This window comes from Metabacillus schmidteae (assembly GCF_903166545.1).
GTDB lineage: Bacteria > Bacillota > Bacilli > Bacillales > Bacillaceae > Metabacillus > Metabacillus schmidteae.
The window spans coordinates 38,385-52,912 of the sequence record NZ_CAESCH010000001.1 but is presented as its reverse complement, the minus strand read 5'-3'; the positions used below and the strand labels follow the sequence as shown (position 1 = coordinate 52,912).

The following is a 14,528-nucleotide window of genomic DNA, read 5'->3' as shown; positions in this document are numbered from 1 at the left end:
GTTCAAACAACCATCGATAGTGAAATGAAAGCCTATGCGTCTCCTAAGAATAAAGGGGGAATTTAATTGTTACAAAATGATGAACTGCGAGGTGAAAGAAACATTCTTAATAATAAGTGAATTCTCTGATGTAAAAAAACAGAAAATTATTTTCCAATCAATACTTTACATAGGGTAGGGGGGTATGGTAAATTATATTCGTAAGGAGGTTATGAATATGGTTGAAAAACAGGAAGAATTGATTGAAAGTGAGAATTGCTGCTCCAATCATTCTGAAAAGGTAAGTCATCACTCAGAAAAAGTGAAGAAGTCCTTGGTTACCCGCTTAAACAGAATTGAAGGTCAGATTCGTGGTATTAAGGGTATGATTGAAAAAGATACGTATTGTGATGATGTCATTACACAAATTTCAGCGGTCCAATCAGCATTAAATAGCTTTTCCAAAGAATTATTAGATCATCATTTAAGAAGTTGTGTAACAGAAAGAATACAAGATGGTGATTTAGAGGTAGTCGACGAACTTCTAGTTACGATTCAACGATTAATGAAAAAATAAAGGGAGAGATAAGTATGGAGAAAGTAACCTTGACTGTAAATGGAATGTCATGTGGTCACTGTGTCAATTCTATAGAAGGAAAATTAGGAAAATTAAATGGCGTATCAGAAGTGAAAGTCCACTTATCTGAAGGAAAAGTGGATGTAGCATTTGATTCAACAGTTGTCTCTTTAGATGAGATTAAAGAAACAATTGATGATCAAGGTTATGATGTAGTTTAAGTTAAAATTTGATACTGAAGGAAACGTGCTTAATGATATGCACGTTTCCTTTTGAAAAAAATATACCATCACTGGGTATGGGAGGTTAAGAAGATGACTCAGGAACTTAAAGAAGCAGTTCTTCCGATAACAGGTATGACGTGTGCTTCATGTGCGGTCCGAATTGAAAAGGGGCTTAAAAAAGTAGAAGGTGTAGAAGACGCGAATGTAAACTTCGCTCTAGAAAGGACATCCATCAAATACAATCCAAATGTTGTTCAAATAGATGAATTTAAAAAGAAAATAAATGATTTAGGATATGACGTAGTCGAGGAAAAAGTTGAGCTAAATATTATTGGCATGACATGTGCTGCTTGTGCGACAAGAATAGAAAAAGGTTTAAATAAAATAGAGGGTGTTACAAAAGCGAATGTAAATCTAGCGTTAGAAAGTGCAACCGTTGAATACAATCCATCACAAACAGGTCTAAACGATATGTTACAACGTGTTGAAAAGCTTGGTTACAAAGCAACTTTAAAAGATGATCCAAAAGAAGACCTTGTAGATATGAAGGCAAAAGAATTAGAAACACAACAAGGAAAATTCCTCTTTTCACTTATTTTATCAGCTCCACTTTTGTGGGCAATGGTTAGTCACTTTAGCTTTACATCTTTTATTTACCTTCCAGATATGTTTATGAACCCTTGGGTACAGCTGGCACTCGCTACTCCTATTCAATTTATTGTTGGAAAACAATTTTATGTTGGAGCTTTTAAAGCCTTACGAAACAAAAGTGCAAACATGGATGTACTAGTTGCCTTAGGTACCTCTGCTGCCTACTTCTATAGCTTATACCTATCAATTGTATCAATTGGTAGTGGAAGTCACATGGTGGAATTGTATTATGAAACTAGCGCCGTTCTTATTACATTAATTATTTTAGGGAAATTATTTGAAGTTCGAGCAAAAGGTCGCTCTTCTGAAGCGATTAAAAAATTAATGGGTCTTCAGGCAAAAACGGCAACAGTTGTACGTAATGGAGTTGAACAAGAGGTTGCATTAGAGGATGTAGTTGTTGGTGATTTTCTCCTTGTAAAACCAGGAGAAAAGGTTCCGGTAGATGGTGAAATCATTGAAGGTCGCTCTGCTTTAGACGAATCCATGTTAACGGGTGAAAGTGTTCCTGTTGATAAAACAGTCGGTGACATAGTCATTGGTTCCACCATTAACAAAAATGGATTCCTAAAGGTGAAAGCAACAAAGGTCGGACGTGACACAGCACTTGCGCAAATAATTAAAGTGGTGGAAGAGGCACAAGGATCAAAAGCACCAATTCAACGTTTGGCCGATCAAATCTCAGGTGTTTTTGTCCCGATCGTAGTGGGTATAGCGGTTCTTACATTCTTCGTTTGGTTCATCTGGGTAGCACCTGGAGACTTTGCTGAAGCACTAGAAAAATTAATTGCTGTTCTTGTCATCGCATGCCCATGTGCATTAGGTTTAGCTACTCCTACTTCCATTATGGCTGGATCAGGAAGAGCAGCAGAGTTTGGAGTATTATTTAAAGGTGGAGAACACCTTGAGATGACACACCGTTTAACAACGATTCTTTTAGATAAAACAGGGACTGTGACGAACGGTACTCCAGTTTTAACGGACGTTTTAGTTGAGCAGGGAGTGGACGAAAATCAATTTTTACAACTTGTCGGAACAGCTGAAAAACAATCTGAGCACCCACTCGCTGAGGCTATTGTAGCTGGAATTAAGGAAAGAAATGTCGAACTTACTGAGGTTTATGAGTTTGAAGCAATTCCTGGGTATGGAATAAAGGCAAAAGTAAATGGCCAAGTCATTTTAGCGGGCACAAGGAAATTAATGCAACAATATAGCATCAAGATTGAGCCGGCACTCCGTACAATGGAACAGCTTGAGGAAAAAGGAAAAACAGCGATGCTCATTGCGATCGATAATCAATATGCAGGTATAGTCGCAGTAGCCGATACAATTAAAGAAACGTCAAAAGAAGCGGTAAAGCGTCTAAAAGACATGGGGCTAAATGTTGTGATGATTACAGGGGATAATGAGCGTACAGCCAAAGCGATTGCAAAAGAAGCTGGTATTGACTCAGTTGTAGCGGAAGTCCTTCCAGAAGGAAAAGCAGAGGAAGTGAAAAAGCTACAAGAACAAGGAAAAATTGTTGCAATGGTTGGAGATGGGATTAATGATGCACCTGCTTTAGCGATCGCTGATATTGGAATGGCAATCGGTACGGGAACAGATATTGCAATGGAAGCTGCGGACATTACCCTTATTCGTGGAGACTTAAATAGCATTGCCGATGCGATCTTTATGAGTAAAAAGACCATTCGTAATATTAAACAAAACCTATTTTGGGCATTTGCTTACAATGCACTTGGGATTCCAGTTGCAGCACTAGGCTTCCTAGCACCTTGGTTAGCAGGAGCGGCCATGGCGTTTAGTTCTGTATCTGTTGTCCTGAATGCACTTAGATTACAAAGAGTTAAACTATAGATAAAAGGAGAACGTCCTATGAAAAAGTGGATCATTTCAGCTTTTCTGTATTTAGCTATTGTCATTGTTGGGTACTTTGCCTATGAAGCTGTTTTCGGAGTAGATGAAAAATTAGACGCTCATACTGAGGAGCACACTGCTTCAACTAGTGGAGAAAAAGAGGCTGGGAAAGCCCATGACTCACATTCTGGAGATGAATTACATGAGCATGGTCAACAAACTAGTATAGAAAGTGAAGTAAAGGTAACCGTAAAAGAAGAAAATCAATCATTAACAGTAAGACTTGAAGACCTTGCTGGAAATCCTGTAACAGATTTAGAAGTAAGCCATGAAAAGCTTCTTCACTTGATCGTAGTGGATGATCACTTAGACCAATACTTCCATCTACACCCGGAAGAAACTACACCAGGACAATTTAAAGTGGAAAGTCCACTAAAAGAAGGTACGTATAAGGCATTCGTTGATATTAAACCAAAGGATCTAAATTATGAAGTTCAAGCGATTTTATTTACTGTAGGAAATCCTGACACGGGAGAGCATAGTCATAGCTCTTTGAAGATCGATCAAACTCTAGAAAAAACAGTAAATGGAAACAAAGTAACGATGACACCCACATCATTAGTCGTGAATGAGCCGGTTACCTTGACATTCGATGTTCACGGAGCCAAATTGGAATCATATTTAGGAGCATTAGGCCACGTTGTGATTCTAGATGAACAAGCAGATGAATATCTTCACGTACATCCATTAGATGGTGATACACCAGTTTTCGAAACGCAATTTTCAAAGCCAGGAATTTATAAAATATGGGCAGAATTTCAGGAAAACGGGAATGTTACAGTCTACCCATTTATTGTAGAAGTAAAATCATAGGTTGCTAGGAGTTGTAGTGATCTTAAAGAATCTAATTAAGAAGAATATTTTGATGATGTACTACTTAAGAAGATTAATTACTCTAATATTAGGTTCTATACAGTGTTAATATGGTACCCATTATGTTTACTAGGAAATATTTTCCGATATTCACAAACAACGCCATGATATAATACACAAATGTAGGTGGAAATACCCTCCATCATCTCATTGTTGGAAGGTATTTTTACTAATTTAACAAATTACTAGATATAATTTTATTGTTACTTCATTACAGTTAATAGCTCTATTGCATCCAATACCTTCTCAGGGTGATTTTCAGGAATCATGTGACCAACATTGGGCAATCTGACCATTTTAGAATTAGGAAGGTCCTTTTGAAGTCTTTCAGCCATTTTGATAGTTCCAAAAGGGTCATTTTCCCCTACAACTATAATAGTTGGAACTTCTATTTCCTTATACTGTGAACTAATTTGCTTGGATGTTATCGGAAAAGCTAAAGTATCCTCTCTATTAGCTTTAAATTGAGTGGGTCTACCCCATAAAGCTAGTAGTTTTTCCTCGTAACCAGCTGGAGGTGTCTCCGGTGAAAACGTTGCTTTAGTTGTTTCTTTACCCATTGACTTACCTAATGGTGTTGCTAATAGGGTATTCATAATTAAATCACCCAAAATAGGAGTCGTTACTAATTCTGAAAGGGCATCTCCATTTTCAGCAGGGTATCCTTCTTTATACATTGCTCCTCCCAAGGTAACAAGACCTTCAACATCATTAGGAAATTGAAGTGCATAAGACATAATCATAGTTCCGCTCCAAGAATGACCCACAAGGATAATTGGATCCGTTATATTCAGCTTTTTTAATGCTTTATGAATTAACTTAGCTTGTGTAATAGGAGTGACTTTTTCGTTGGTGGGCCTTTCGCTATGCCCGTACCCAGGGCGGTCAAATGCGATTGCCTTATATCCCTCTTGGGCTGCAAGCTCTATTACATCGGAAAAATCCTCACTTGAAAGCACGCCTCCATGCAAGAACACAACCGGTTTTCCGTTCCCTTTACTCAAATAGTGAAGTTTGATACCATCTACTTCAACAAAATCTCCATTAGGAGGATATGCCAATTCAGCCTTCTTAAATTGATTTTGGTTGTAAAAGTATAAAGTAACCATTCCTATAAGGACAGTTACAATAGCAATGATAAACATATTCTTCCTCCTCATTCTCCTCACCTACTGTAAAGTACTCCATTAACATACTGAAAAGTATGTTATGTTCAAAAAAATACCCGGTTTTTCAACGGGCTTTATTTTGGGTTTATTCCGTCCCATATTATTTTGGATATAGAGTCAGCCATTTGAGTGAGCGGTACAGAGCTTGGAGATACCATCCACATAAGAACCATCCCATTTATTAAGCCGTGGAGAGTTACAGATAATGAACTTGCATCCACTTTTTCTGAAATCATCTTTCTTTTCTGGAGATCCTCTAAAATTACTTCAGTTCCTGCAAACAATTTTGCAAAAACTACATCTAACTTTTCTCTAACTTCAGAATCACGCCTTCTAGAAATAAATTCAAAAAACAAGGTAGGTTGTTGGCTTTTATCTTCTTCACAAGCTTGAAACTGGCTCTTAAGCAATCTGTTTATTGCTTGTTCGGGACTTGAAGACTTAAATACCTTTTCTAATTGGGAAGGAAGTTCCACTAATAAATTAGTTAGGCTCTTATTTATTAACTCAATAAACAAATCTCCTTTACTGGAAAAGTGCCAGTATACAGCTCCTTTGGTTAATCCTGCATCTTCGGCAATTAAATCAAGTGTTGCCCCTTCGTAACCAAGTTCTCCAAATACTTTACCTGCTGAATCCAATATGTTAGTGCGCGTATCTAAGTGGTGATTTTGGTTAGGTTCCTGAAAATCGACTAATCTTCGCCGCATTCCCTCCTTACTGCCAAAGTATCTCCTTACAGTAGTCCAATGAACTTTAGCTATTTCTGCAATGTGGGCAAATGTTATTTTGTCTGCAGGATTCTTAGTGGCTAACTCTTTAGAAGCAGCCAAAATTCTATCGTGCGGTTTCATTTATTTCTACCTCCATTTGTTACATCAGAATACCGGTGGGTATGTTCATATTGTAAATTCATTATGCTTTAAATGTCAATAGTTTTATGAAATATATGGTTGGAAAATTGCGGTTTTGAAATTTCCTGTTGTAACGAATGTAATAAAGAGAAAGCTGACCTGGATTATAAGATATATCTAAAAATTATAGAAGGAGTTTAGTGCTTGTCGATCTACAAATATATGAGTACAAAAGAATCTTAAAATATAATCTAAAGCAGCTAATTTCCATTAAACCCTATCGCACAAGTAGGGACTTTTTTATTTATGTTCAAATATTCGTTCCTCAATAGTAGCTTGTAATTTCCTTCTAACTGTTGAAAATCATGAGGGATATTAACTCGGACTATAATTTTATTCTAATACCATCTATAATATAGAAATGTGTTTGTGTAAAACATTAAGTAAGGAGAAGAGATAATTGGCACAGTTATTCTTTAAATACGGAGCAATGAATAGTGGGAAATCAATTGAAATCCTTAAAGTTGCCCATAATTATGAAGAACAAAATAAACATGTTTTAATATTTACATCGGCTGTCGATACTCGTGATGAGGTTGGTATTGTCTCTTCAAGAATTGGGCTTAGACGAGAAGCTATTCCTATTCATGATGAGACAAATATATATTCAATTGTAATAGAAAATGAATTTAAGCCAGCGTGTATTTTAGTAGATGAATGTCAGTTTTTGAAAAAAGAACATATTCTTCAACTCGCAAAGATTGTAGATGAACTAGACATTCCAGTCATGGGTTTTGGGCTGAAAAATGATTTTCAAAATGAACTCTTTGAAGGTAGTAAGTATATGCTGTTATATGCTGACAAAATCGAAGAAATGAAAACAATTTGTTGGTTTTGCGAACGAAAAGCGATAATGGCACTTAGAGTTGAAAATGGAAAACCTGTGTACACAGGTGAACAAATAAAGATTGGTGGCAATGAGTCATATTATCCTGTTTGCAGAAAGTGTTATTCTAATCCTCCTTTATAATCTTAACAAAATAAGGTGGGGCGGCTTTTATTTTTTATTTTTGACCACAGTTATGTTTTAAGTGTCTTTATCCATTATAATATACATTGTTTTCTGAAAATTTGGATCACATTTCAACACTACCTTCTTAAAATGTTTTTCTTTATAATTCAGCCAATCGAATGAATATATTAACTAGTAACTACTATTTCGTAGACAGTATTGTAGACGAAATATTGGTGAACAAAATTGATGAAGTGCAGTTTTTTGACGATAACATTGCTGATGTTCTTACTTTATTAGCGAATCAAGGATACCGTGTCATTGCGGCGGGGTTAGACCAGGATTTTCGCGGTGAGCCATTTAGTATTGTTCCGAAGCTTATGTCACTTGCAGAGTCTGTAACAAAGCTGCAGGCAGTATGCTCAGTTTGTGGTTCACCTGCAAGCCGTACGCAGAGATTAATTAATGGGCAACCGGCATCATATGATGATCCTATTATTTTAGTAGGTGCCTCTGAATCTTATGAGCCAAGATGCAGACATCATCATGAAGTGCCTGGTGCACCTGTGAAAACCTTTAAAAAAGTAAATAGTGGAGCTAATTTCTAAAAAAACCTATGCCTTGGAGAGAGGCATAGGTTTTTTGTATTTCTAAACGTGTCGCTTCTTCTGTAAATTTGTAAGTTCACTGTAAAAATAATGTAAATATACAATTGATCAAAATACAATAAAAATGTCCTAGTATATCTCGGAAATGACAAAAATACTTATTACCCATACCTTCCTATAGGGCAAAAGAAACCTATTATTTCTTCTTTTTGGTAATTCATTCTCCGGATTGTAAATAACCATTTACAAAATTTATCATTTTTTATCGAAATATTTAGAATCCTTTACATTTTATTAAAATTGGTTTTACAAATTTCGATTAGTATTGACAATGACTACTACATATATAGGAGGAAGCTATGGGGAAACGTATTGTAAGGAAAAGGCTGAAGAAAATGTTTGTATTTATTTGTATAGCAGCAATCGTGCTATCCAATTTTATTTCAGTCATTCCTGTAAAAGCCACTCAAGTTGAGAAGCCAGTTGATAATACTGATTCAAGTGTATCGGAACAATCTCTTCAAACAACAGATGTACAAGAAACAGAAAAAGAATCCAGCCAGTCTCAGCAAGAAGATACAAATGAAAATAAAGCTGTGAATGGTGAAGAAGAACAGGCAGTTATAGAAGAAGAACAGCAGCCGGAAACAGAAGAAACTGTTCAAGAAGATGCTCAAGTAAATGAAATAGTACAACAACAAGAATCAAACACTACAACAGAAACAACTCCACAAGAAGAGACATCTACTAATTCACTAGAGGATGTGCCGCCTGTAGAAACAACGGTAGAGGAACAAGAAGACGACAAGTCTGAAAGTGTTGAAGAAGATTATAACCTAAACTCACCTTTGCTCATCACAGAAATTTCACCAAATTCAAAGGGAACAGACAACTTTGAGTATTTTGAAGTGTATAACAACACAAATCAAACACTGCCATTATCCAATTATACCTTCATTTATCTTTACACAGAAACTGGAAAGGAAAAAGAATTCAAAGTCCCTTCTACGACAATTGAACCACAAGAAACACTTGTTTTCTGGTTTAATAACAACGGACTAATTCTTGAAGATTTCAACAATCATTATGGGTTAGAATTAACAAAAGATCAGGTTGTTGAATATAATGAAGAATTTGATGGATTTTATAACAGTGGAAACCGGGCAGTTGTCATAAAGGGTAATGAAGGAACAGGTGTTGTTGCTGCAGCCTATTTACCAGATGAAACAAACAATGATGGAAAGGTTGTTCAGTACAAATATGCACCTGGTCAACCTATTATGGACAAGCTTCAAGTATTAGCAGAGCCGACACCTGGAACGATCGAGGCTGTACAAGTACCTGCTAAACCGGTTGAAATGGAAGAGGTTCCATTAGATTCCGAAGTTCCGGTCATTACTCATACTGCTGTAACTGAAGCGAAAGCGCTTAATGCTGTAAAAGTAAATGCGTCGGTGAAAGATAATGAAACCGTATCTTCTGTTACTCTTTATTATAAGCTTAAAGATGAAGAGGATTTTCAGTCGATTCAAATGAATGCTGATAATGAAGGTGGTACAAGCTTTTCAGGAGAAATTCCTGCAGCGAGTGTAGAATCTGATATCACATATTATATTGAAGCAACAGATGGAATCAATTCTTCTAAAACAGAAGAATATCAAGTGAAAGTAGAAGTACCTGAAGAAACATATAGTGATCGTCCATTACTTATTACAGAGATTTCGCCGAACTCTAAAGGTGGCGGAACAGATTACTATGAGTATTTTGAACTCTATAATAATTCAAATCAACCACTTTCTCTAACAAACTATTCTTTTGTATACAAATACACAGATAGTGGGGAAGAAAAGACTTTCCAAATTCCTGCTACAACAATTGAACCGCAGGAAACACTTGTTTTCTGGTTCAATAATGGAGATCGTAAGTTAGATGAATTTAATCAAAACTTTGGTTTGAATTTAACGAGTGAGAATGTTGTTGCATACAACGATACAGCATTCCCGGGATTCGCAAACGGTGGAAATCGTGCGATCGTCATTAAAGACAATACAAATGCAGAGATCGTATCTGCAAGCTATTTAGGAACAGAAAATGATAATACAGGTGCAGTTATTCAGTATCTATTCCCAAGCGCAGGCGCGGAAATGGCAAAACTGGAAACACTTGCTGCTCCAACTCCTGGAACAGTTGAGCAATCTCAAGTCCCAACAAAACCGGTGGAGCTGGATGAAATCCCGGACGATACAGAAGCACCGGTGATTAACCATACACCAATCGCAGAGAGTGACGCTTTTTCACCGATTACAATGCAAGCGGAAGTAGCTGATAATATAGCTGTTCCGTTCGCCACTTTGTACTATAAAAAAGAAGGGGAACAAAACTTCACTTCCTTAGCAATGAGTGCAAGCAGTGATTCTGCAAACTTTACAGCTGAAATTATTGGGGCAAATGTTGATGCAAACATCATCTATTATATCGAAGCATCTGATGGAATAAATACGGTAAAAACAGAAGAATACGAAATAAAAGTGAAAAAAGAGGATGTAGATTATACAAAGATTCCAGCCTTCTTAGTGACAGAAATCGTACCTGACACAGCAAATGTAGGATCTGCAGATGGTTATGAATTTATTGAAATTTACAATAACACGGATCAAGACTTAAGCTTTAAAGATTATAAGCTTCAATATCGCTATGGTACAGATCCGGCAAGTGATGTTGTATGGCCATCGATTCCGGATGATGTTGTGATTCCTGCTCAAGAAACACTTGTTTTTTGGATTATCAATGGACAAAACGGAGAACAAACTGTTGCGGATTTTAACACACATTTTGGAACAAGTCTTATTGAAAACGAAGATATTGTTAAAATCCACAGTGATGGAATGGCAAATGGAAGCACAAGAGGATTGGTCGTTGCAACGAATACAAAAGAGGAAATTACTGTTTCTTACTATAACGAAGTAGTGAATGTTGATGATACGGTTCCAGATAAGGGCATTCTTTATAAATACCCTGAAGACGGATCAACTCAAGCAATTAAAGTAAGTGCCGGAGTAGAAAATGCAACTCCAGGTTCAGTAGAAGGCTTCCAAGTACCAAAACAGCCGGTTCATATTGAAAAAGATACAATAGCACCAACAATCGAAAATAAAACATCTGTTACAGAAGTAGAGCAAACAGAAGATATTGAAATTGCTGCTGCAGCGTCTGATAATAAGGAAGTAAAATCAGTTCGTTTATTCTATCGTACCAACGATCAAGATGTGTTTAATGAAACATTATTAGCACTTGATTCAGAGTCTCATTTATACACGAATATGATTTATGCATCAGATTTAATTGGCAAGGAATATGTTGAATATTTCTTTGCAGTATCAGATGGTACAAATGAGGTTCGTAGCGATACATTTAAAATCACGATTAATAGTGATGTTGATACGTCTGATTTACGCTTGAATGTAAAAGACAATGATATTGTTTCCGGTAAGGAAATGATCAAGGCAACATCAAAAGATGAGGCAGCCGCGAATGTGGCAATCACAGTAGATGGTGAAGAGCTTAAAGAAAATACGTTTAATTCTTTAGAAAATGAGGCTTATCTTGCTCTAGAAGTAAATGGACTTAATACGTATTTCCAAAATGCTGTCACGATGGGTGAGGATATTCTTTTCCTCATGGACAAAGATTGGTTATCACATTGGAAAACATTTACGATTCCGGTTGATCCTGATCGTTTACAAGTAGGAGAAAATGTCTTAACAGTTCGTGCAGGAAACAAAGCATCACCTTTCCAATTGGAAGAGGACGAAGAAAATCGCGATGATTACAGTCTTCGTAATGTTCGACTTATTTTAGCAGATGGTACTGTAATCACAGATCCAAATAAAAACGATCCGTCAAAGGTTTATGACATGGGTGATGACGGTACATTCCGTCCATTCGAGGACTTTACCTTTACCATTACAGAAGAACATGCTACATCACAATCCTATAATTGGGACACAACAACTGTTTCTGATGGAGAGCATACTGTTGAAGCGAAAGACTCAAACGACAATGTTTCATCGACTGTATTAGTAGATAACACAGCACCAACAGTTGAAACAAAACTAGTTGAAGGAAAAGAATATAAAGGCAAGTTTACGATTGATCCGACAGTTACTGATGAAATCGCAGGAGTGCAATCAGTGAAGGTTATGCTTGATGGAAAGCAAATAGAAGTGCCTTATGAAACAGCTTCTTCACAACTTGAACCAGGTGCACACTCTGTCACAATTATAGCAGAAGACAAAGTTGGAAATCAGGCTAATAAGGTTGTCCAGTTCTCAGTAACAAATGAAAATCCGGATAAGCCTGAATTGATTTCACCTGCTGATAACAGTAATGAGCCTGTTAATGGAGATCCGACACTTAAGGTGAAGGTATCAGATCCAACAGGTGATGATCTTGATGTAACCTTCTATGAGGGCTACAAGTATGATGCAAGCAACACAGAAAGCGTAAAGGTATTTAAAAATGCAACAGATACGGAACCACCTCAAACGATGAATCCGGAAGGGGAAGAGGCTCTCTCTCAAGAGGATCTTAAATTAGTATCTAAAAAGGACGAAGAGTATTTAATCACGGATTCAAGTGATCAATTTCCATATCACCGCTTTGATGTTGAGCTCGATTCATCAGTAAGTGAAAAAGATACAGTTGAGCTTTCTTGGAGCGGACAATCACTAGAAGGTAGAAAAGTGTCTATGTATGCTTGGAACCATGAAGAAAATGATTGGACATTACTTACGTATAAAATTGCCGGTGCACAAGATTTTGAATTGAAGAGCACAGTTGAAGTTGCAACATATGCAAAAGACTCTAGGATTAATGTATTGATTCAGGACGAAATCCCGAGCAGTCCAGAGGAATATGACTATTCATTTGTTTGGATGTCTGATACACAATATTATTCAGAAAGCTATCCTTACATTTTCGAAAGACAAACAAATTGGATTGCTGAAAAGCAGGAAGAATTAAAAATTAAATATGTTTTCCACACAGGTGATTTAGTCGATAACTTTGGTCAAGAACAAGAATGGATCCATGCAGATGAATATATGGGTGTGTTAGATCAAAATAACGTTCCATACGGTGTATTAGCCGGAAATCATGATGTTGATCAGTTATCAAATGATTATACTGAATATTACAAGCGCTTTGGTGAAGATCGTTTTAAAGACAAAGATTATTATGGTGGCAGCTATAAAAACAATAGAGGACACTATGATCTTATTTCATCAAACGGTAATGACTTTATTATGGTTTACATGGGTTGGGGCGTTCAAGACGAGGACTTAGCCTGGATGAATGATGTTTTGGCACAATATCCGGACCGAAAAGCGATCTTAAGCTTTCACGAATACCTATTAGTTTCCGGAAATAGAAGTCCGATTGGAGACAAAATTTACGAAGCAGTAGTAGAACCGAATGAAAATGTTATTGCTGTGTTAAGCGGACATTATCATGATTCAGAAACACTTGTTAGTGAAATTGATGATAACGGTGATGGCCAGCCGGACCGTAAAGTTTACCAAATGCTTGGCGATTATCAAGGTGGTCCTGAAGGTGGGCAAGGGTATATAAAATTGCTTCACTTCGATCAGGACAACAACCGTGTGTTTGTTAACACGTATTCTCCATATTTAGATGATTATAACTTCTATGAGCCTGAAGAATATCCAGGTAAAGATGAGTTTATTATGAATCTTGATCTGGAAGTTAAGGAAAAACGAGTAGCAACAGATTACTTTAGCGTTACCGTTAAAACAGACAATGAAATCGGCAAACAAGAGAATGTCTCAAGCGGTGAAACAGCTCAAGTTGAATGGACTGGATTAACTGAAAACAACACCTACTCTTGGTATGCAGTAGCAGAGGATAAGTATACTGGAAAAACTGCATCTGACATGTGGACATTTACCAAAGGAAAGGCTACTGAGCCGGGTGAAGGAGATCAAGAACCGGGTGAAGGAGACCAAGAGCCGGGTGAAGGAGATCAAGAGCCGGGTGAAGGAGATCAAGAACCGGGTGAAGGAGATCAAGAACCGGGTGAAGGAGATCAAGAACCGGGTGAAGGAGATCAAGAACCAGGTGATGGAGACCAAGAGCCGGGTGATGGAGACCAAGAACCAGGTGATGGAAATCAAGAACCAGGTGATGGAAATCAAGAACCGGGTGATGGAGACCAAGAACCGGGTGATGGAGACCAAGAACCAGGTGATGGAGACCAAGAGCCGGGTGATGGAGACCAAGAACCAGGTGATGGAAATCAAGAGCCAGGTGATAGAGACCAAGAACCGGGTAATGGAGATCAAAAAACAAGTGAGAAAGATCCAAAACCAGCTGGTGAGGATCAAGTCACACAGGATAGAGATAATCAATCACAAAATAGTGTGTTACCACTACCGAACACAGCCACAAATATGTTTAATGTTTTAGGTATTGGTTTGATCGTCATAATTCTAGGCGGTGTGCTTCTATTCATCCTTAGAAAAAACAAATCAGCTCTTAAAGGATAATTAGATCAAATTAAAAGGACCCTACTCTATGTTGAGTAGGGTTTCTTTAGCGGATTAAACATTAATGAAAAATTTCAAATCGGACAACCTACAAATAGGAG

The 14,528-nt window shown here is 37.1% G+C and carries 9 protein-coding genes; 7 read left to right on the top strand and 2 right to left on the bottom strand.

The annotated features are described in order from the left end of the window. The first annotated feature begins 217 nt into the window (after positions 1 to 217). From HWV59_RS00250 to HWV59_RS00235, 4 genes are all read left to right on the top strand, one after another. Complete coding sequence (locus HWV59_RS00250) at positions 218 to 556, top strand: metal-sensing transcriptional repressor (RefSeq protein WP_102230421.1); 339 nt, start codon at positions 218 to 220, stop codon at positions 554 to 556. A gap of 14 nt (positions 557 to 570) precedes the next feature. After that, a complete protein-coding gene (gene copZ / locus HWV59_RS00245; RefSeq protein ID WP_175637792.1) occupies positions 571 to 777 on the top strand; it encodes a copper chaperone CopZ in 207 nt (68 codons plus the stop codon). Between the two features lie 93 nt (positions 778 to 870). Then, positions 871 to 3,288, top strand: a complete 2,418-nt coding sequence (locus HWV59_RS00240; RefSeq protein ID WP_175637791.1) for a heavy metal translocating P-type ATPase — start codon at positions 871 to 873, stop codon at positions 3,286 to 3,288. Positions 3,289 to 3,306: 18 nt separating this feature from the next. Beyond that, positions 3,307 to 4,161: a hypothetical protein gene (locus tag HWV59_RS00235; protein WP_102230418.1), complete on the top strand. Its 855-nt coding sequence runs from the start codon at positions 3,307 to 3,309 to the stop codon at positions 4,159 to 4,161. A 263-nt stretch (positions 4,162 to 4,424) separates the two neighbouring features. On the opposite strand, the gene HWV59_RS00230 is transcribed toward HWV59_RS00235, so the two are convergent. Beyond that, positions 4,425 to 5,366 (bottom strand): alpha/beta fold hydrolase, encoded by a 942-nt coding sequence (locus tag HWV59_RS00230; protein ID WP_175637790.1) that lies wholly within the window; start codon positions 5,364 to 5,366, stop codon positions 4,425 to 4,427. A gap of 98 nt (positions 5,367 to 5,464) precedes the next feature. Further along, on the bottom strand, positions 5,465 to 6,244 hold the full coding sequence (locus HWV59_RS00225; protein WP_175637789.1) for a TetR/AcrR family transcriptional regulator: 780 nt from the start codon (positions 6,242 to 6,244) through the stop codon (positions 5,465 to 5,467). 460 nt (positions 6,245 to 6,704) lie between these two features. Here HWV59_RS00225 and HWV59_RS00220 point away from each other — a divergent pair, with 460 nt between their 5' ends. From HWV59_RS00220 to HWV59_RS00210, 3 genes are all read left to right on the top strand, one after another. Continuing rightward, positions 6,705 to 7,274 (top strand): thymidine kinase, encoded by a 570-nt coding sequence (locus tag HWV59_RS00220; protein WP_102230415.1) that lies wholly within the window; start codon positions 6,705 to 6,707, stop codon positions 7,272 to 7,274. Positions 7,275 to 7,435: 161 nt separating this feature from the next. Further along, a complete protein-coding gene (locus tag HWV59_RS00215) occupies positions 7,436 to 7,864 on the top strand; it encodes a thymidine kinase (protein ID WP_268921734.1) in 429 nt (142 codons plus the stop codon). Between the two features lie 359 nt (positions 7,865 to 8,223). Continuing rightward, positions 8,224 to 14,427: a lamin tail domain-containing protein gene (locus HWV59_RS00210; RefSeq protein ID WP_235991640.1), complete on the top strand. Its 6,204-nt coding sequence runs from the start codon at positions 8,224 to 8,226 to the stop codon at positions 14,425 to 14,427. The last annotated feature ends 101 nt before the right edge of the window (positions 14,428 to 14,528 follow it).